Origin of the sequence: Streptomyces sp. GS7 (assembly GCF_009834125.1) — a bacterium.
Classification (GTDB): Bacteria; Actinomycetota; Actinomycetes; order Streptomycetales; family Streptomycetaceae; genus Streptomyces.
This window is the reverse complement of the sequence record NZ_CP047146.1, coordinates 187464-206984: the sequence shown is the minus strand read 5'-3', so window position 1 is coordinate 206984 and position 19521 is coordinate 187464. Positions and strand designations below refer to the sequence as shown.

The window sequence follows — 19521 nt, the reverse complement described above, 5'->3', positions numbered from 1 at the left end:
GGTGGCTACACGTGGAAGGGGACCGTGGTGATGACGATCTTCGGCAGTGGGCGCAGGGCGTGCCGCAGCCGTGGGGCGATCCTGCTGTGCAGCAGGCGGTAACGCCGGCGCATGGTGACGATCTCCGGCACGATGACCGTCACGGTGAGGTCCGGGCGCTTCGCGTGCAGGGCTTCGATGTAGTGGACGAGTGGTGCGACGATCGCGCGATAGGGGGAGACCACGACTTCCAGCGGGAGGTGGTCGCCCCACAGGGTCCAGTACTGGCGGAAGCGTTCGGCCTCGTCCTCTTCGGGGCTGACGTGGAGGGCGAGTACGGGCTGGTGGAGCGAGGCGGCGTAGGCCAGTGCGCGCATGCCGGCCAGGTCCATGGCCGCGATGGGGACGACCGACAGGTGGCGGATCTCCTGGGGTGTCTCCTCGTCCTCTTCTTCCGTCCGGGCGTCGGGAAGTGCCGTGGGGGACTGCGGAGTTGTCGCCGCGGACGGTGCCGCGTCGGGACCGGGGCGGGCCGGGAGGGTGGGGGTGGGAAGCTCGATGGCGTGCGGGTGCAGACGAAGAGCCTTGCCCACGGTCTCGTAGTGGTGCCGGATGCGCATCGTCACCACGAGGAACAGTCCGACGGCGAGCACGGCGACCCATGCGCCCTCGGTGAACTTGGTGAGGCCGGCGGTGAGGAAGACGACGGCCGACAGCAGGGCGCCGGTGGCGTTGAAGAACAGGCTCTTGCGCCAGTGGCGGTCACGCAGGCGCCACCAGTGGACCACCATTCCGGCCTGGGACAGGGTGAAGGCCAGGAAGACGCCGACCGCGTACAGCGGGATCAGGGACGCGGTCGTGCCGTTGAAGGCCACGTAGACCAGCGTCGCCGCGATCGTCAGCAGAATGATCCCGTTGCTGAAGGCGAGGCGGTCGCCCAGGCGCAGAAAGAGCTGTGGGGCGTGTCGGTCGCGGGCGAGCAGGAACAGCACGCGGGGGAAGTCGTTGTAGGCGGTGTTCGCCGCGAGCAGCAGCACCGCGGCCGTGGCGGCCTGTGTGAGGACGTACAGCGGTCCGGAGCCGAAGCTGTGGTGGGCGAGTTGGGAGAGGACCGTCTCCTGGGTGCCGGGCACGACGCCGTCGAGTCGGACCATGGCGATCGTGCCGGCGAACAGCGCGATGAGCAGGCCGATCATCCAGGTCAGCGTGGTACGGGCGTTGCGCCACTCCACGGGCTTGAATGCCGGCACCGCGTTGGAGATCGCCTCGATACCGGTCATCGCCGTGGCCCCGGAGGCGAAGGCGCGCGTCACCAGCAGTACACCGACACTCTCCGTGGCGTTCAGGTGCGGAGCCGCAGTGGGGTGGAAACCGCGGCCGGCGGCGTCGACGAGGCCCACGGTGACGAGCGCGAACACCGCGATGATGAAGGCGTAGGTCGGCGCGGCGAACAGTGCGCCGGCCTGCCGGATGCCTCGCAGGTTCCCGGCGAGCAGCAGGGCGATCACACCGACGCCGATCGGGACCGCGTCGGTGGCGAGTGAGGGAACCGCCGAGGTGATCGCCGCCACTCCGGAGGCGATCGACACGGCGACCGTGAGGATGTAATCGGTCATCAGGCCGGCGGCGGCGATCAGTCCGGGAACGCGGCCCAGATTGCCGCTGGCGACGATGTACGAGCCGCCGCCGTACGGATACGCGCGGATCGTCTGGCGGTACGACACCCCCACCGCCAGCATCAGGAAGGAGATCGTGGCGGCGATCGGCACGGAGCAGGCCAGTCCCGCCGCGCCGCCGAGCACGAGGACGGCGAGCATGGCCTCGGGCCCGTAGGCAACCGAGGAGAGCGCGTCGGCGGACAGGACGGGCAACGCCACCAGCTTGCGCATCCGCTCCTGCGCGATCGCCGTGCTTTTCAGGGCGGCCCCCAGGACGACGCGTCGCACGTGGTAGCCGAAGCGGCCCAGTCGGCCGGGCGGCAGCTCTCCCGCGGCCTCGCCGGGGGCGGGCGGCCGCCCGCCGAGAGGCGAGACGCTGACCAGACGACCCCACCCGACAGGCTGGATCTCCGCGGGGGACGGAAAACGGCCCAGATCGGAATCCACGGGCAGCGCCCGGTGCCACGCCTCGGGAGCCGACACCCGCCCCCATTCACGCCCCACCCGACGCAGCAGCCCCAGCTGCTCCTCGTCGAGCCCCGGCAAGACGGCCGAAGGGCTCAGCGCACCGGAGTCCCGGCCCTCTCCACCGCCATCACTCTGCACATGCGACACGTGACGTAGTGTCACCTATTGGTGCCCGTCGGAACCGCACCTTCGAGGCGACCTGCGTCCCTGTCGTCAAAGGAGCGTCGAAGCCTCGACGGCTACCTCACCGCTCGCCGGGTTCACGGCCCGTCCGAGGCTCTTCCGCGGGAACCGGGTATGGCCGATGGGTGCCGGTGTCGATGAGGATCTGCTCGGCCTGGGTGAGGTTGCCGGCCTGGACGGCCCTGGCCATGGCGGAGCGGGCGGCTTCAGGTGTCGCGTGCGGCGGGACCACGAGCAGGGAGAAGTAGTCCTGGTCGCCTCGGGTGATGAGGACGGTGTCGTCGCCGACCGGGAAGGAGTCGATGTGCACGACCCGGTCGTCGATGATCAGGCGGGTCGGTAGTTCTTCCCAGGCGCCGGCGTCGAGGCCGACGCGCAGGACGGGTCCGAGGTGCTCGGTCAGCGCGGCGATCAGGCTGGGGAGCTCGGCGCCGATGTCGCGGGAACGCGGCCACCACGCGCCGTCGAGAACCTGCTCGCGGGTTTGCGTGGTCGCCAGCCTCAACAGGGCCGTCCCGGACCTGACGGCGTGGTGCACCGCGTCCGGCAGAAGCTGCGGGACGCCGGGAGTGTCGGAGTCGGCCATGTGCATTCGCCCGCCTTCCAGCGCGGTGCGTCCGCCCGGCGAGGCGACCTCCTCACTTCACCGTACTCCGCGTGCCGGGGCACGGGCGCACCCCGCGGTGACGGCGCCGGATCCGCGTTCGCCGGGAAAGTTCCTGCTCACGTACACCGTCACGGACGGCCTTGGCCGGAGTAGGGTGAAGAGACCGGGAGTATTTTGCACACCGGCTCCCACGCCGGTGTCGTTTCCGGCGAGCAACAACACCGGGACGTTCGACGACGAGCCCCGGGGACAGGTCCGCGCCATGACCGCGACCATCGACCGCGTCATCATCAGCGAGCGCGCACCTTCGCCACCGGTCCGCCTCTCCTTCACTCCGGCAGGATCGCCTCCGGGTCTTCTGGACGGTGCCTGGTGGCCTCGCTCTCGCGACCTCTTCCGTGAACTTCCCGCTCTGATAGCGATGTTGGACGCGCGCTGGGGCCGGATCACTCATGTCACGGTGAACCCGACCTACTGGCCCGTGGTGCCGCGCAAGGTGCCGGTGGCCGGGCACACGGTGCACGTGGGCTGGTTCGCGGAAGAGCAGGATCCGAACAAGCTGATCCTCCTCTCCTACACCGCGGGCCGCTGGGACCTGCTGGTGATCCCGCCGGAGACCCATCCGGCCGCCGCCGCCCGGCTGATGTCCGCCGCAGCCACCTCCGGCGGCCTGCTGACCGCCAGCGCCCTCATGACGAGCGAGCACACCACCCATGACGCACAGGAGGAGCTGTGGCGGGAAGAAGACTGGGAGACCGACGGCGGAGCCGTCTCGGCAAACGGGGGCCGCGGATGACACCGACCTGTTTCTGACTGGGGGCGGTGGGTGTGACGCGACGGCATCACACCCACCGACACGTCCTCCTGTCGCCCTCAATGAGCGAGGTCCCCATGAGCGAGGTCAGCATGAAGTCGCCAGAACACCCTTCAGCGGGGCGCGCCGACGTACGCATCGTCGCCGCGTCCCCCGAAGCCGCCCGTCAGGTCGCAGACGCCCTCCGTCGTCGCTTCGCCGCCACCGAACAGCGCAGCTACCCCGTCGACGACTCAGGCGGAACCCGCCTCCACCTCACCGTCGACACCACCCACAGGCCAGAGCCGGCGCAGCCCTGGCTGGTATCCAGTCGATCCTCCGGGGACGCCCGCACACAGACAGACGAAATCTGAAGCGAGGGCCCGCAAGGGCGGTGGGGCAGGCTTACCACCGCGCCTGGCCCACAGGCGCCGAGTCGGTGCCCGGCACGAGTGAGCGGCAATCATGGCAACACTGCACGAGCGGAAGCACTACCGCGAGACGATCATGAAGGCTCTGTACGAGACCACGGAAGGCAATCGATTCCTCGGCGTCACCGGGGCGAAGCTGCGCGACGATCTTCAGATCCCCGAGCAGGACCTGGCCGCCGCCTGCGCATACCTGGTGGGCGAAGGGCTGGTCACCGTCGACTGGGCACAGGGAAACACCCCCGTGATGGTCACGCTGACGCACCAGGGAATCCGGCTCCTGGAAGCCGAAGAGGAGGAACGGGGCTGACGCGACACGAAGGCCGCTTCCGGGAGCCGAGCCACCCCATTGCCACGTAATCGCCCTTATGCCGTAAAAGTGCCTCACGCATAGCATGAAAGGTGGGTCTGCGCACTCTCACGTGCAACGATATGAAAGTGCGGCCCCGGCGGGTGTACGCCGGGGCCGTTGGCAACACGGATCGAGTGGCCGCCGCTACCAAAGGTGCGATGCCTATTCGCGGGCAACCGCCTCAAACGGCTGGTCAGCCGTCCGCCATGCGTGAGCGATGCGTGAGCGGACGACGTGGCACAGACTGGCTGGCGGTGGACCCGACGCCAGCCAGATGTCCTCCGGCCTGGCATGAGTGGACTGTGGCCGACTGCGTAGGACCGTCGGTCACGTGTCCGTCGGGACTTTTAATCCAGTAGCCGGCCGCATTCGCGCGTGCACACCTCATTGCCGGCACCGACCCACTGCGCCTCTCCGCACCCGAGCCAAGCCCGCACAAGCCACCTCCGCCCCCACACCATCGGCAGCCAGCCCCATCCCAGCCCTTTAGCGCGGTACACCAGGGTCAACAGCGGTCGAAACTGACCGCCTCCAGCAAGGCCCGGCACCCAAATAGTCGCAGTTCAGAGCGCCGTTGCCCCCTAAGATCCCGTTGATTCCCAAGCTCAGAGCGCGGGTTCGATTCCCGTCACCCGCTCCATAGCGAAGGCCCAGGTCGGAGACCTGGGCCTTGTTTGTTGCCTGGACCTGTCGCGAGGCGGCGTGTCCTCCGCGTGCCCCAACTCGCCTGAACGGCCCGCCCAATGGGTCGTCGACGCGTGAACAGCGCCCCACCCAGACCGAGTTATCTCGCATCGCGAGACGCGCTTTTCGTGGCCTGTGTCACCCACTCCCTATGGGTGTGCACATTCGCAGACACGAAGCGGAGCTGATGGTCGCGCCATCCGCCTCCCGCGTGCTTCCGCCCCCAGGGGTGCCTTCGAGGAAGGCCGCCACCGGGCCCAGATCACTTATCCGGGCCCGGTGTTGTCCCAACCGCCGGGGTGCCGTGCGACACCCGTGCCCTGGCGCGCACCCCCGCTCCGGGCGCTGGCGGTACAGGACTCGGCGAGTTGTTCCTGGTAGAGGCTCTGGGGCCGGACTGGCGTTCCCGGACTGGCTACGACGCCGGTCGCCGGGGTGGGGTGCCCCGAGCAGTGCCTTCATCACGGCCGGGCACAGCGGTTCCGCGTGCGTGACTGAGCCTCGGCTGCCGACCAGGCAGCCTCGCCAAGTCGGCCCACTCATCACCGGTCCTCAATAGAGTGCGGCCACGAGGGTGTTCAGGGTCGGTCGTCACAAACCGGTCCTGAACACCCTCTCCTTGTGCCCGCAGGCATTCGGACCGACTCGTCCACCACCCGCAGACATCCTGTCTGGCCTGCCGCCGCCCCAGGCAACTCGCGCCGTGGGCACGGCCAGGACGACATGCGTGAGCCAGGTCACTTGCCGGGAGTGCATAGCGGGGCAGGGGCCAGTGCCTTTATTGAGGGTGTAGGGGCGTGTTGAGGTGAGGGGGGACGCTGATGGGGCAGTTGCGGGCCGACGAGTTCGACCGGTTCGTGGCGGCTCGGTGGTCGGCGTTGCTTCACCTGGCGCGGCTGTTCACCGGTGGAGACCGGCACCGGGCCGAGGACCTGCTGCAGGAAGCGCTCGTCAAACTGTGGTTTGCCTGGCCGAAGGTGGCCGAGCAGGCGCCCGAGGCGTATGTGCGCAGGGTCCTGGCCCGTGCTGCGGCTCGCTCGGCACGGCGTCGCTGGTGGGGCGAGCACCCTGTGGACCAGCTGCCCGACCCGCCCGAGGTGGCAGACGAGACCGCTGCCGTGGACGAACAGACCCGGCTGGAGGCCGTGTTGGCGTTGCTGCCGGCGCGGCAGCGGGCCGCGGTGGTGCTGCGCTACTACCAGGACCTGCCCGAGCGGGATGTCGCGGAGGTGCTGGGCTGTCCGGTGGGTACCGCCCGTTCACTGACGGCACGCGGCGTTGCACGACTGCGTCAGCTTCTGGCTGAGGCAGAGCCGGTGGAGTGAAGAGGGAGCCATGGATCACTTCGAGCAGGAGCTGGCGCGGATGATGCGCGACAGCCAGGAGGACACGCTCTATGAGGACCGGCACCGAGACCGACTGCACGCCGGCGTGCGCGCACGCCGGCGTGCGCGAGCGGCCTGGGCGGCCACCGGATCCGTGCTGACCGTTGCCGGACTCGGAGTCGGACTGATGGTCATGCCCAACTCCTTCGCCCAGGACGGCCCCACCGGCCCTCAGCACCGCCCCGGCACCCCCGCCGAGTCGGTCCCGATGCCGTCGACGCCCCGCCCCGCGCCCACTGCCACCCAGGCGCCGATGCCGAACTGCACGTCAACCACCCGGCCGGTGCCGATGCCGTATCGCCCCTCGCCCCCCGAGCCTCCGATGCCCACCCGCACATCACCCCCCAGGCCGGTTCCGATGCCGACCTGTGCCTCAACTACCGGTCCGGGGCCGATGCCGTACCGTCGCTCAACCGCCGAGCCGGTTCCGACGCCGACACGAACCTCGACCGCCAGGTAGCGCCCTGGCCGCGTTCAAGCGGTCCCGACAGGTGTGTACGGAAGCCCAGTGTCCGGACACCTGGGCGAGAGGGAGACGGCGACTTCGTCTGCGCGCGCACCGCACCCTGGGCAACCACGTCGGCCACGGGCCCCTGCCTCGGAACCCGCCGTGCGGGCGAGCTCCGCGCCGTACAGCCGCTACGTATTCGTCGATCCTCAAGACCGTCGCCTCCCTGCCCTGAAAGTGGCGGGAGGCGCAGGAGGCACCGTGCTCACCGCGTTCGCCCGAGCGTTCAAGACGCCCGACCTGCGCAAGAAGCTGCTGTTCACGTTGGGCATCGTCGTGCTCTACCGGATCGGAGTGCACATCCCGGTCCCCGGGGTCAACTACGCGAACGTCGAGTTCTGCATGCAGCGGACCCACGCCAGCAGCGGGTTGTTCGGCCTGGTGAACATGTTCAGCGGTGGAGCGCTGCTGCAGATCACGATCTTCGCGCTGGGGATCATGCCGTACATCACGGCGAGCATCATCCTCCAGCTGCTGACCGTCGTGATCCCAAGGCTGGAGGCCCTCAAGAAGGAGGGCCAGTCCGGGCAGGGGAAGATCACCCAGTACACCCGCTACCTGACCGTGGCGCTCGCCGCTCTGGAGGGCACCGCCCTGGTGACCGCCGCCCGCGCCGGTTCGCTCTTCCAGGGCTGCACGCGCCAGATCGTGCCCAACGACTCGGTCTTCACCACCATCACGATGGTGATCACGATGACCGCCGGCACCTGCCTGACCATGTGGCTCGGTGAGCTGGTCACCGCCCGCGGCATCGGCAACGGCATGTCGATCCTGATGTTCATCTCGATCGCCGCCCGCTTCCCGGGCGCGCTGTGGCAGGTCAAGCTCACCGGCAAGCTCGCCGGCGGCTGGATCGAGTTCTTCGCGGTGATCCTGGTGGGCCTGGCGATGGTCGCCCTGGTGGTCTTCGTCGAGCAGGCGCAGCGGCGCGTCCCGGTGCAGTACGCGAAGCGCATGATCGGGCGCCGGTCCTACGGCGGTACGTCCACCTACATCCCGCTCAAGGTCAACCAGGCAGGCGTGATTCCCGTCATCTTCGCGTCGTCGCTGCTCTCCATCCCGACGCTCATCGCACAGTTCAGCGGGTCGAAGGCGGCATGGGCGACCTGGATCGCCACCACCTTCACCAAGGGAGACCACCCCGTTTACCTCGCCGCGTACGTCTTGCTGATCGTGTTCTTCGCCTTCTTCTACGTGGCCATCAGCTTCAACCCCGAAGAAGTCGCCGACAACATGAAGAAGCACGGTGGCTTCGTCCCGGGCATCCGGGCCGGTCGCCCGACGGCCGAGTACCTCAGCTACGTACTCAACCGGATCACGTGGCCCGGCTCGCTGTATCTGGGGCTGATCGCGCTCGTACCGACAATGGAGTTGGTGCTGTTCCACGCGAACCAGAACTTCCCGTTCGGCGGGACGAGCATCCTCATCATCGTGAGTGTGGGCCTGGAGACCGTGAAGCAGATCGAGAGCCAGCTTCAGCAGCGCAACTACGAAGGGTTCCTCCGCTGATGCGCATCGTCCTCGTCGGACCCCCGGGGGCCGGCAGGGGGACCCAGGCCGCGTACCCCGGCAGACAGCTCGACTGCGGCGAAGTCCTCGGCCTGACAGCAGTGGCAGTTGTTCTGTCAGGCCAGGACGACCGGCTCGCCGCTCAGCGCCACACCCGCCTGGCGCAGCTCGTTGATCGCGGCACTGGTCGTGTCGGCGGCGACGCCGGCGGTGTAGTCGAGCAGGACCCGTACCGCGAAGCCCGTTCGTACGCCGTCCAGCGCGGTGGCCTTCACGCAGTGGTCGGTGGCGATGCCGACGACGTCGAGATCGCTGACGTCGCGGGCACGCAGCCAGTCGGTCAGTGACGTGCCGTCCTGGGTCGAGCCCTCGAAGCCGCTCTTCGAGGCGGAGTGCGCCCCCTTGTAGAAGACCTCGTCGACGGACCCGGAGGTGGCGGCGGGCTCGAAGTTCGGATGGAACCCGCTTCCTTCGCTGCCGACGACGCAGTGCACGGGGAAGGAGTTCTCGAAGTCCGGGTGCTCGGCGAAGTGGGCCCCCGGGTCGATGTGGTGGTCGCGGGTCGCGACGATGTAGGCGTAACTCCCGTCGGCGCGTCGCACCAGGTCGGCGATGGCAGCGGCCCTGTCCGCGCCGCCCTTCACCGGAACACTGCCGCCCTCGCAGAAGTCCTTCTGCACATCGACGACGATCAATGCACGGCGCACGGCGCATCCTTTCCCGTGGGTGAACCCCTTGCCGGTATGTTCGCCCCTCCGGCAACGCGCAGACGCAGCACTCGCCAGCCGCTCACCCGACTGGGCGCCGGACGGCAGGTGTTGCTCGCCAACCGGGCACACACTGCGCGGTCGTTCCCATAAGCGGGCAGGACTCACCGGTGCCGTTGAGCCACTGTCTGCGATTGCCGATGGACGGGCAGCCGGACGGCGGCAGAATCCTGTGGATCTTCAAGCCGCAGCCTGAGAGGGGGCAACGGCTACCCGGGGTGCCAGTGCGGCAGGGACGTTCAGTGTTCCACGACGCAGATCTGTCGGAGGGCATCGCTACTGAGTGGGCGGTCGGCCGAGCCGTACAGCTGAATTCCTCGCTTTTCTCGGAAGAATCCTTACGGCTCACTCATACGGGCGTGGTCTGGGAGCGGAGTGTTTTCGGCTCTGCCCGCGTGCCCATGCTCGTCGTCACGAGGGTTGGGGCCGGGTAGCCAAGGAAGCTGTGCTGCGCCGCGCGGCGTGGGAGTGAGGCCGTGGAGGCCCCGCCCCGGGCTGTCGACGGTCATGGCCGGTCCCGGCTCCGATGTCCAGAGCATGAGCCCTGGACAGGGCGAACGCAGGGTAGGGCTATGCACCTGACTCCACACGAACAAGAGCGCCTGATGATCCATGTGGCGGCGGATGTCGCCGAGAAACGTCGCGCCCGGGGGATTCGACTCAACTACCCCGAGGTCATTGCGCTGTTAACCGTCCACGTCCTTGAAGGTGCTCGCGAGGGGAGAACCGTCGCCGAGCTCATGTCCTCCGGGAAGAAGCTGCTGACCCGGGAGGAGGTCATGGAGGGCGTCCCGGAGATGATCAAGAACGTGCAGGTGGAGGCTACGTTCCCCGACGGCACGAAGCTGGTCACCATCCACGATCCCTTCCCCGAAGCGGGCGAGGAGGACAAGCCGCTCGTCTCCCCGGGCAAGGTTGACTACTTCGAGAACGACAAGGAGCCGGCCGACGAGCTTGTGTGCTTCAACGAGGGCCGCGAGGTCACTGCCCTGACCGTGAACAACCCGTGCGACCGCCCCGTCCAGGTCGGTTCCCACTACCACTTCTTCGAAGCCAACCCCGGCCTGGACTTCGTCCGTGACGCCGCCTGGGGCAAGCGCCTCCACGTCCCGGCCGGTAGCTCGGTACGCTTCGAGCCCAATGTGCCCGAGGACGTCGAGCTCGTGCCCATCGAGGGCAAGCGTGTGGTGCACGGCCTGCGCGGCCAGGTCGGCGGCCCCCTCGACAGTGTCCAGGATTCGTCCGATGAGGTCGGGGGTGAGCTCGATGACTGAGTGCTGCTGCCCTGAGCCCCCCAAGCCGTCCGCCCCCCTGACCCGCGCCCAGTACGCGGACCGGTTCGGCCCGACGACCCGCGACCGTATCCGTCTCGCCGACACGGAGCTGCGGATCGAGATCGAGGACGACTGGGCCGGCGGTCCCGGGCGCAGCGGGAACGAGATGGTCTTCGGTGGCGGCAAGGTGATCCGTGAGTCGATGGGGCAGTCCGTCACGCCACGCGACCCACGCAGGCTCGGCGTACCTGACGAGCCCGGTGCCCCCGACGCCGACGATGTCGTCGAGCCTCCCGACACCGTGATCACCGGCGCCGTCATCCTGGACCACTGGGGCATCGTCAAGGCCGATGTGGCCATCCGCGACGGCCAGATCACCGCGCTCGGCAAGGCGTACAACGACGAGACGATGGACCGTCTCCATGACGGGGCCGGACAGCACAACGGCGTCGGCCCGGCACCCACGGATTTCGTCATCGGTCCCGAGACGGAGGTCATCGCGGGCAACGGGAAGATCCTGACCGCCGGCGGGGTCGACACGCACGTCCACTTCATCTGCCCCGAGCAGGTCGGTGAGGCGCTGGCCGCGGGTGTCACCACGCTCATCGGCGGCGGTACCGGCCCGGCGGAAGGCAGTACCGCCACCACCGTCACGCCCGGTTGCTGGCACATCGCCCGCACCTTCGAGGCGCTGGACGCCTTCCCGGTCAACGTCGGGCTGCTCGGCAAGGGCGCCACCATGTCCGAGGACTCCATGCTCAACCAGGTGGACGCGGGCATCATCGGCTTCAAGATCCACGAAGACTGGGGTGCCACCCCGGCCGTCATCAAGAAGTGCCTGGAGGTCTGCGAGCAGACCGGTGTCCAACTCGCGCTGCACGCCGACTCGTTGAACGAAGCGGGCTTCGTCGACGACACGATCGCAGCCATCGACGGCAGCGACGGAAGCGATGGGCGCCCCGTTCGCTCCATCCACGTCTTCCATGTCGAGGGCGCCGGTGGCGGCCACGCTCCCGACATGATCAAGATGGTGAAGGAGCCGAATGTCCTGCCCGCCTCCACCAATCCCACCCGGCCGCTGACCGTCAACACGGTCAAGGAGCACTTCGACATGGTGATGGTCTGCCATCACCTCAACCCGAAGATCGAGGAGGACCTGGCCTTCGCGGACTCCCGGATCCGGCCCTCCACGATGGCCGCCGAGGACATCCTGCACGACCTCGGCGCCATCTCGATCATGTCGTCGGATGCCCAGGCCATGGGCCGCATCGGCGAAATGATCACGCGTACGTGGCAGACCGCGCACGTCATGAAGGTCCGGCGGGGCTTCCTGGAGGAGGACAGGCTGCCGGAGGGGGAACGCCCAACGGGCAAAAAGGGTGCCGACAACAGGCGCGCCCGCCGCTACGTCGCGAAGTACACGATCAACCCGGCGATCGCCCAGGGCATCGATGCGGTGGTCGGGTCCGTAGAGCCCAGGAAACTGGCCGACCTGGTGCTGTGGGAGCCGAAGTTCTTCGGCGTCAAACCGCACCAGGTCATCAAGGGCGGCCAGATCGCCTACGCGCAGGTGGGCGACGCCAACGCCTCCATCCCCACCCCGCAGCCGGTCCTGCCCCGCGCCGTGTGGGGCGCCACCGGTCTGGCTCCGCGCTCCACCTCGTTCAACTTCGTCACCCAACGGGCCATCGACAGCGGGTTGGCCGAACGGCTCAGGCTGACCAAGCAGTTCAAGGCCATCACCAGCACGCGCGGCGTCCGCAAGGCGGACATGAAGGAGAACTGCGCCACCCCCGACGTCGAGGTCGACCCCGACACCTACGAGGTGATCGCCGGAGGCGCGAAGGTGGAGGACGTGACGACATCCGTCGCGGGCCAGGTCGTCGAGCGGAAGTATCCGAGCGAACTCCCCATGGCCCAGAGGTACTTCCTCTTCTGAGCCTTGACGAGCAGGCGATGCAACGGCACAGAGGCCCGCGCCATGGAGCCGGGCGACGGAAGGTGAACTGCGAAAGATGAGTCGTGCCGCACTGCTCGTCCTGGCCGATGGCCGGTTCCCCGCCGGAGGGCACGCGCACTCCGGCGGGGCCGAACCCGCCGTGGCAGCGGGCCGTATCCAGGACCCGCACTCACTGGAGGACTTCTGCCGGGGGCGACTGCACACCGCGGGCCTGGTGGCTGCGGCGCTCGCCGCCGCAGCCGCCGCGGGCCATGACCCACTGCTGCTTGACGAGGCCGCCGACGCCCGCACACCCGTCCAGGCGCTACGGACCACCGCGCGCAAGCTGGGACGGCAGATGATGCGGGCCGCCCGCGCGACCTGGCCATCGGCCGAGCTGGACGCACTGGCCACGGCCCGGCCACAGGGCGCGCACCAGCCGGTGGTACTCGGGCTGGTTGCGCGGTCCGCCGGGCTGACCCCGTTGGATGCCGCGTACGCGGCGGCGTACGAAGCGGTCAGCGGGCCGGCCACGGCCGCGGTCCGGCTGCTGAGCCTGGACCCCTTCCACGCCACCGCCGTCCTCGCCCACCTCGCCCCCGACCTCGACCGGACCGCCACCGCGGCGACTGCGGCCGCCGCGCGCATTCCCGACGAAGGGTTCGACGCGCTTCCCGCCGCCTCCGCGCCGCTGCTCGACATCACCGCTCAGCAGCACGCCACTTGGCCGACACGCCTCTTCGCCTCCTGACCACCAAGAACCCAAAAACCGAGAACGCCACACGCACACCACGCAGAACCGGAGCCCGTATGCACCGCGACCACGACGAGACGTTCCCCGAGCGCCGCACCTACAGCGCCGCCGATCCCGTAGGGCCCGACGGGCGCCGGCGTGCCCTGCGTATCGGCCTGGGCGGGCCGGTCGGCTCGGGCAAGACCGCCACCGTCGCCGCGCTGTGCCGCGTACTGCGCGACGAGCTGTCCATCGCCGTGGTCACCAACGACATCTACACCCGCGAGGACGCCGAATTCCTGCTCCGCGAAGCCGTCCTGCCCGCCGAGCGGATCGCCGCCGTGGAGACCGGTGCCTGCCCGCACACCGCCATCCGCGACGACATCTCCGCCAACCTGGAGGCCGTAGAGGACCTGGAACAGACGGTGGGACCGCTCGACCTGGTGCTGGTGGAGTCCGGGGGCGACAACCTGACCGCGACGTTCTCCAAGGGCCTGGTCGACGCGCAGATCTTCGTCATCGACGTGGCCGGCGGCGACGACATCCCGCGCAAGGGCGGCCCCGGCGTCACCACCGCCGACCTGCTCGTCATCAACAAGACCGACCTCGCCCCCTACGTCGGATCCGACCTCGACGGCATGGCCCGCGACGCCAAGGCCCAACGCGGCGACCTCCCCGTCGCCTTCACCGCCCTCAAGCAGGCCGACGGCATCAAGCCGGTCGCCGACTGGGTCCGCGACCGCCTCACCGACTGGAGCGCGGGCCCCGCATGACCCTCACCGCCCCCACCCACCCGAAGACCGGATCGGCCCCTGACCGGACTGTCATAGGGGTGCGCGCAACCGCCCGCGTCCTGGCCGCCGTCAGGGGCGGCACCACCACCCTGCCCGTCCTCGACGGCGACGGTCCCTTCGAACTACGCCGCCTCCGCTCACACGGGACCCAGGCGCGGGTGTGCATCGTCGGCGCCATGAGCGCCCCCCTCGGCGGCGACCGGCTGCGGATCGAAGCCACCGTCCAACAGGGCGCGGCGCTCCACGTCACCTCCGCCGCAGCGACCCTCGCCCTGCGCGGTCCAACCTCCGAACACGCCACCTACGACGTGCACCTGACCGTAGGAGAACACGCGCAGCTCCACTGGCTCCCCAAACCGCTGATCTGCGCGGCCGGCAGCGACCTGCGCCAAACCTGGACCATCGACCTCGCCCCCTCCGCACGCCTCGTACTACGTGAGGAACAGATCCTCGGCCGCACCGGCGAACCCCCCGGCCATGTGACGACTCGCCTCACTGTCCGACGCGGTGGACGCACCCTGCTCGACCAACAGGCCGCGTACGGACCGGGCGAACCCGGCTGGGACGGCCCAGCAGTCCTCGCCGACAACCGCGCGACCGGACAACTCCTTGTCGTCGACCCGGCCTTCGAGGAAAACGCCCCTCAAGTGCAGCTTCTCGGTGGCGCCCCGCAAGACGGCCAGGCCGTGCTGACACCGCTCGCCGGCCCCGCGACACTCGTCACCGCCGTCGCCCCCGACAGCCTCCTCCTGCGCCGGCTCCTCAACACAGCACACCTACCGCCAACCCTTCACAACGGGTGACGCGCACGGAAACGGGGGAACTGACACCAACGTCAGCCGCCCCCGCAGAGACCCCGCTCGCGGTAAGGATGCAGGCCCGAGTACCGCCTTACGCCCAAAAGGAACGACCGGTCCGTCCTGTGAGGAAGAACCGGCCGCTGTCTGACCTCAGCCCAGTGAAGAGCATCCTTCTCTTTTCCTCTCCGATAACGACGCGGACGAAGGGGCAATACGGCCGAAAGGCACGGTTCATCCGATCAGCGGACGCAGAAGCCCGATCCCGGTTGCCAAGGTTCCCGCACACGCGCCGGCCGCCGTGTCGGGTAACACGGTGAAATTTCATCTGGCCTGCTCAACGGATGCTCATAAGCCGGTTGGGCCGCAGGGATGTTTAACCACCGGTTGTCGTGCCATCCGAGGCGGCCAGGCGTTGGCAGCGTGTAATCCAGCGACTGGGTTACCGGACAACCGTAGGAGGACTATCCGTGAACACTGCCAAGAAGGCTGCCATGGTCCTTATGGCGGCCGGCATCGCGACGGGAGTGTCGACAGGCGCGGCTTTGGCGAGCAGCGGTGCGAAGGGCGCCGCCGTCAAGTCACCCGGCTTCGCCTCGGGCAACCTGCTCCAGATGCCGATCCACATGCCGATCAACATCTGCGGCAACACGGTCAACGTGGTCGGCGTCCTCAACCCCGCCTTCGGGAACACCTGCATCAACTCCGACGTGCACCCGGTCCACCACGAAGAGGAGCACCACCACCGCCACCACCACGAGGACGAGGACGAGGACTGATCGGTTTCGCACCAAGGCCCTGCGGACCATCCGGTCCGCAGGGCCGCACCGTGCCGGACTCAGCCCCGCCGGATCGGATACCCGAGCGCCGACCGTCACCAGGGCTCAGTCCTGCTCGTCCCGCCCGAGGACGTGAACAGCCGGCCGCGGCCGCCCGCACCGCTCCACACCGTTCGGGTGTCCGGCCACAGCTACGAGCCCCGGACGGGCCCGGCACCGCCCACCACGACGCGGGCCCTACCAAAAGCCGGGCGACAGGGTGCGTCACGCCGCCCAGCCTCGCAGGACCAGCCACCGCTCGCGGCGGCAATGCCTACTCTCGCCCTGTCACTGCGAACGCGTACCGAGCAGGCTCTCGGCTACAACGCGAGCCCGGTGAACGGGCACGTCCACCCGGCGGGCCATTCGCGTGCCGGACAGGACGGCCAGCAAGGGTTGCCGGGCTGCGGGCTGTCGGTACGTCAGGCCGAAAGGCCGGCGTCCCGGGCCAACAGCGCTGCCTGGACCCGGTTTTCGCAGCCCAGCTTGGCGAGGATGCGGCTGACGTAGGTCTTCACCGTGGCCTCGCTCATGTGGATGCGCCGCCCGGCATCGGCGTTCGAGAGCCCTTCGCCGAGCAGTGCCAGTACCTCGCGCTCACGCCCGGTCAGTGCCGAGATGCGCCGGCGCGCCTCCTCGCCACGGCTCACGGCGGGTTCGGCCGCGAGCGAGTCGGCCACGTGCCGGGTGGCCGTGGGGGACAGGTACGCCTTGCCGGCGGCCGCCGCCCGTACCGCCGCGATCAGTTCGCCGGGGGCGGTGTCCTTGAGCAGGAAGCCCGCCCCGCCCTGGCGCAGTGCCCGCAGGACGTTGTCGCGTTCCCCGAAGGTCGTGAGGATCAGCACGCGTATACCGGGGGCGGCCCGGCCGAGTTCGGCCAGGGCCGAGAGCCCGTCCAGGAGGGGCATCTGGATGTCGAGGAGGGCGACGTCCACCGTGTGGCGGCGCGCCAGCTCGACCGCGTCGCGTCCGTCGGCCGCCTCCGCCACCACCTCGATGTCGTCGGCGGAGGTGAGGATCATCCTGATGCCCGCCCGGATGAGCGGCTCGTCGTCGGCGACGAGGACGCGGATCACCTGGTCTCCTGTCTCCCGGCGGTCAGCTCTTGACGTGGAACTCCCGCTTGTCGGCCAGTTTGCCGTCCTTGAAGCAGAAACGGTAAACCGTGTCGGCGGCGGGGTCGTCCTCGTCTGCGGTGGACAGGAACAGCAGGCATGTCGAACCGGCCGGTTCGGCCGGCAGCTTGCTCCTGGTGCCGGACGTGAGGAAGGAATTGCCGGAGGGCAGTGTGTGCCGTACCTGCGCCTCGGGCTCGCCCACCTTCACACCGGCGTAGAGCTGCGGGTCGATCGCCCCCTTCTCGGCCTCGCGGACCACCGTGCCGACCCCGAAGAGGCCGGCGACCACGAGCCCCACCAGCATGAGCAGGGCGGTCCCGCCGATGATCAGGCAGCCGTTGCTCCGCTTCTTCGCACTCATGATGCTCTTGAGCTCCTCGCGTGGGTCGAGCTGGTCGATGACCGGTTCACCCTCGCCGAGCGGCCCGTCGCCGTTCTGCCGCCAAAAGTCGTCCACCGCGCCGTCGGAAGTCGTCCGTGCGTTCCCCGGACCGTGCGTGTCGCCCGGACCGTGGCCGTTCCCCGCTCCGTACGGGAAGACGCCCGCGAGCCGGAAGCCGCCGTCCTCCGTCGAGCCGGCGTACAGCATTCCGCCGACCAGCCGGGCCCGCTCCCCCAGACCGGTCAGCCCCTGCCCGCCGCTGACCGCGGCCCGGTGCCCGACGCCGGCCTGCGGTACCGGCCCGTTGCCCACATCCACCACCAGGGAGTCCGGCTCGTAGCGCAGGCTGACCGTGATCGGCGCACCCGGTGCGTGCTTGTACGCGTTGGTCAGCCCCTCCTGGGCGACGCGATACCCGGCGTGGTCGGCGGTCGGCGCGAGCGGACGGGGCTCCCCGGATTCCTCCAGGCGTACCGGCGTACCGGCGGCCGCCGCCGACTCGACGAGGCTCCGGATGCCGGCCACCCCCTTGGCGGCGGGTTCCGCATCCTCCGGGGTGCCGTCGCTGAGGATGCCGACGACCGCCCTCAGTTCGTGCATGGCCGCCACCGACGCCTCGCGCAGCACTCCGACCGCCTCCCGCTGCCGCCCGGTCAGCTCCTGGTCCACCTCAAGGGCGCCGGTGTGCACGGTGATGAGGGCCAGTTGGTGCCCGAGGCTGTCGTGCATGTCCTGCGCGATGCGCTGCCGCTCCCGCATCCGCGCCTGACCGGCGATCATCTGCCGCTCGCGGAGCAACTGGAGGTTGCGCTCCTGAAGCGTCCGCAGCAGGGTGCGCCGCTGGGCCCAGTAACGGCTGGCCAGCCCCGGAACCACCGCGAACACCAGGAAACCCACGGCCGTGAACAGCGCCGTCCCCGGAGCCGCCTCGGACCACGGCCGCAGATCGAGCGCCTCGTAGACGGCGAAGGACGCGCAGAGGGACACCGTCGCCCGCAGCACCCCGCCGACCCTGCGCCCCGCGGACCAGGCCACCACGATCAGCAGCAGGTCGCCGCCGTCGGTTCCGCCGCCCAGGGCACCCGCGACGATCAGCATGGCCTCCGGCAGGGCACGCCGGAGCAGGGACGCCGTCGCGACGGCCCCCGCGACGAGCGCCATCCGCAGCCCGCCGTGCCCGCCCAGCGCCTCCGTACCCAGCGCGAGCAGCGCCAGCACGACAGCCAGCACGCATTCCCCGGCCACCCGCCGCGGGGACCACTGGCCCGGCTCGGCCAGGCGCCGCCACAGGGCACGGACCCACGCCCTGGCATCCGCCCGTTCCACGCTCTTCACCCTCGCACCATAGGCAGCGGCGCCGCCGGCCGGCGACCGACGAAGGTCGCGTGACCGGTCTACGAAAGTGGTCGCGGAAAGTGGTCGCGGAGCCGTGCCCCGCCGGCCGGCCGGCGGGCGGGGCCGGCGGGGCCTGGCCGGTTTCCGGGGGGGCGGCGAGCAGCCGGGGTGCGGTCGGGTGGTGCCCGAAGGCCGGGTCGACGACGAGGAGTTGGCCGACGGCCCCACGCCCGCGCAGGTCGGCCGTGGACGGATCCGCTCGCCGCGCCCGGCCCGGCCGCGGCTAAGGTCGTCCGCGTGAACCGTACGGACAGGTTGTACGCGCTGGTCGAGGAGTTGCGGGCCGCCTCACCCCGGCCGCGCAGTGCCCGGTGGCTCGCCGGGCGCTTCGAGGTGAGCGTGCGCACCATCGAGCGTGACCTCCAGGCGCTCCAGCAGTCCGGTGTGCCGGTCTACGCGGAGCAGGGACGCACCGGCGGCTACGTCCTGGACAGGGAACGCACCCTGCCGCCGCTGAACATCACCCCGGCACAGGCCACCGCACTGGCCGTCGGACTGCACGCCCTCGGCGGAACCCCCTTCGCCGCGGACGCCCGCGACGCCCTGCGCAAGGTGCGGGCCGTGATGCCGGAACGGGAGCGGGCGGCGGCGGACGAGTTCGCCGCGCGGGTGCAGCTCCTGGTGTCGCCGTCGCCGTCACCCGAGGTCTCGCGCGTACTGCGGGACGCCGTGTCCGACCGTCGCGTGCTGCGGCTGGTCTACGCGGACGCACGGGGCGCGACGACCGACCGGCTGGTCGAGCCGTTGGGGTTCCTCGGTGGTGAGCGGTGGTACCTGATCGCCTGGTGCAGGCTGCGGGACGCCGTCCGCGGTTTCCGGCTCGACCGGATCCAGGAGGCGCACCGGCTCGACGAGACCGCACCGCCGCGGCTGGTCGACCTCGCGGAACTGGACACCTTCGGCCACGAGAAGACCGGGCTGAGCGAGGTCGTGAAGTCCGGTTAATCACC

General features: G+C 69.6%; 18 protein-coding genes and 1 pseudogene. 12 read left to right on the top strand and 7 right to left on the bottom strand.

The window, feature by feature from the left end; translation table 11 throughout:
* Positions 1–5: 5 nt before the first annotated feature.
* Positions 6–1868 (bottom strand): APC family permease, encoded by a 1863-nt coding sequence (locus GR130_RS00920; protein ID WP_236573888.1) that lies wholly within the window; start codon positions 1866–1868, stop codon positions 6–8.
* 481 nt (positions 1869–2349) lie between these two features.
* Positions 2350–2874: a DUF5994 family protein gene (locus tag GR130_RS00915; RefSeq protein ID WP_159502954.1), complete on the bottom strand. Its 525-nt coding sequence runs from the start codon at positions 2872–2874 to the stop codon at positions 2350–2352.
* A gap of 283 nt (positions 2875–3157) precedes the next feature.
* On the opposite strand from GR130_RS00915, the gene GR130_RS00910 reads away from it, so the two are divergent.
* The 3 genes from GR130_RS00910 to GR130_RS00900 all read left to right on the top strand — a co-directional run bounded on the left by GR130_RS00910 (position 3158) and on the right by GR130_RS00900 (position 4426).
* The gene (locus tag GR130_RS00910; RefSeq protein ID WP_159502953.1) at positions 3158–3691 is read left to right on the top strand and encodes a DUF5994 family protein; all 534 of its coding nucleotides are present in this window, start codon (positions 3158–3160) and stop codon (positions 3689–3691) included.
* A gap of 110 nt (positions 3692–3801) precedes the next feature.
* Positions 3802–4062 carry a hypothetical protein gene (locus GR130_RS00905; protein WP_159509597.1) on the top strand — a complete coding sequence of 87 codons (261 nt, stop codon included), beginning with the start codon at positions 3802–3804 and terminating at the stop codon, positions 4060–4062.
* Between the two features lie 91 nt (positions 4063–4153).
* Complete coding sequence (locus tag GR130_RS00900) at positions 4154–4426, top strand: hypothetical protein (protein WP_016577979.1); 273 nt, start codon at positions 4154–4156, stop codon at positions 4424–4426.
* 1170 nt (positions 4427–5596) lie between these two features.
* On the opposite strand, the pseudogene GR130_RS41745 reads toward GR130_RS00900, so the two are convergent.
* A pseudogene (locus tag GR130_RS41745) lies at positions 5597–5734 on the bottom strand (IS982 family transposase); the annotation flags it as partial.
* Positions 5735–5973: 239 nt separating this feature from the next.
* On the opposite strand from GR130_RS41745, the gene GR130_RS00895 reads away from it, so the two are divergent.
* Positions 5974–6477 (top strand): SigE family RNA polymerase sigma factor, encoded by a 504-nt coding sequence (locus GR130_RS00895; RefSeq protein ID WP_159502952.1) that lies wholly within the window; start codon positions 5974–5976, stop codon positions 6475–6477.
* A gap of 231 nt (positions 6478–6708) precedes the next feature.
* Here the strand turns inward: GR130_RS00895 and GR130_RS00890 are convergent, their stop codons facing one another.
* Complete coding sequence (locus GR130_RS00890) at positions 6709–6867, bottom strand: hypothetical protein (RefSeq protein WP_159502951.1); 159 nt, start codon at positions 6865–6867, stop codon at positions 6709–6711.
* A 379-nt stretch (positions 6868–7246) separates the two neighbouring features.
* Here GR130_RS00890 and secY point away from each other — a divergent pair, with 379 nt between their 5' ends.
* Positions 7247–8554 (top strand): preprotein translocase subunit SecY, encoded by a 1308-nt coding sequence (gene secY / locus GR130_RS00885; protein ID WP_159502950.1) that lies wholly within the window; start codon positions 7247–7249, stop codon positions 8552–8554.
* 116 nt (positions 8555–8670) lie between these two features.
* Here secY and GR130_RS00880 read toward each other — a convergent pair whose 3' ends face one another.
* A complete protein-coding gene (locus GR130_RS00880) occupies positions 8671–9261 on the bottom strand; it encodes an isochorismatase family protein (RefSeq protein ID WP_159502949.1) in 591 nt (196 codons plus the stop codon).
* Between the two features lie 632 nt (positions 9262–9893).
* On the opposite strand from GR130_RS00880, the gene GR130_RS00875 reads away from it, so the two are divergent.
* From GR130_RS00875 to GR130_RS00850, 6 genes are all read left to right on the top strand, one after another.
* On the top strand, positions 9894–10595 hold the full coding sequence (locus GR130_RS00875; protein WP_159502948.1) for an urease subunit gamma: 702 nt from the start codon (positions 9894–9896) through the stop codon (positions 10593–10595).
* Complete coding sequence (ureC, locus tag GR130_RS00870; RefSeq protein ID WP_159509595.1) at positions 10588–12534, top strand: urease subunit alpha; 1947 nt, start codon at positions 10588–10590, stop codon at positions 12532–12534. Before GR130_RS00875 ends, ureC begins: the two co-directional genes overlap by 8 nt.
* A 76-nt stretch (positions 12535–12610) precedes the next feature.
* A complete protein-coding gene (locus GR130_RS00865; RefSeq protein WP_159502947.1) occupies positions 12611–13285 on the top strand; it encodes an urease accessory protein UreF in 675 nt (224 codons plus the stop codon).
* A 59-nt stretch (positions 13286–13344) separates the two neighbouring features.
* Positions 13345–14040: an urease accessory protein UreG gene (ureG, locus tag GR130_RS00860; RefSeq protein ID WP_159502946.1), complete on the top strand. Its 696-nt coding sequence runs from the start codon at positions 13345–13347 to the stop codon at positions 14038–14040.
* Complete coding sequence (locus GR130_RS00855) at positions 14037–14864, top strand: urease accessory protein UreD (protein WP_159502945.1); 828 nt, start codon at positions 14037–14039, stop codon at positions 14862–14864. The genes ureG and GR130_RS00855 overlap by 4 nt, the downstream gene beginning before the upstream one ends.
* Before the next feature lie 464 nt (positions 14865–15328).
* Positions 15329–15637 (top strand): chaplin, encoded by a 309-nt coding sequence (locus tag GR130_RS00850; RefSeq protein WP_159502944.1) that lies wholly within the window; start codon positions 15329–15331, stop codon positions 15635–15637.
* Positions 15638–16098: 461 nt separating this feature from the next.
* Here GR130_RS00850 and GR130_RS00845 read toward each other — a convergent pair whose 3' ends face one another.
* Together GR130_RS00845 and GR130_RS00840 are read right to left on the bottom strand one after the other, a co-directional pair.
* Positions 16099–16752, bottom strand: a complete 654-nt coding sequence (locus GR130_RS00845) for a response regulator (RefSeq protein WP_159502943.1) — start codon at positions 16750–16752, stop codon at positions 16099–16101.
* Positions 16753–16774: 22 nt separating this feature from the next.
* Positions 16775–18511, bottom strand: coding sequence for a sensor histidine kinase (locus GR130_RS00840; RefSeq protein WP_236572643.1), 1737 nt, complete (start codon positions 18509–18511; stop codon positions 16775–16777).
* A 297-nt stretch (positions 18512–18808) separates the two neighbouring features.
* Between GR130_RS00840 and GR130_RS00835 the strand changes: the two genes are divergently transcribed.
* Positions 18809–19516 (top strand): helix-turn-helix transcriptional regulator, encoded by a 708-nt coding sequence (locus GR130_RS00835; protein WP_159502942.1) that lies wholly within the window; start codon positions 18809–18811, stop codon positions 19514–19516.
* The last annotated feature ends 5 nt before the right edge of the window (positions 19517–19521 follow it).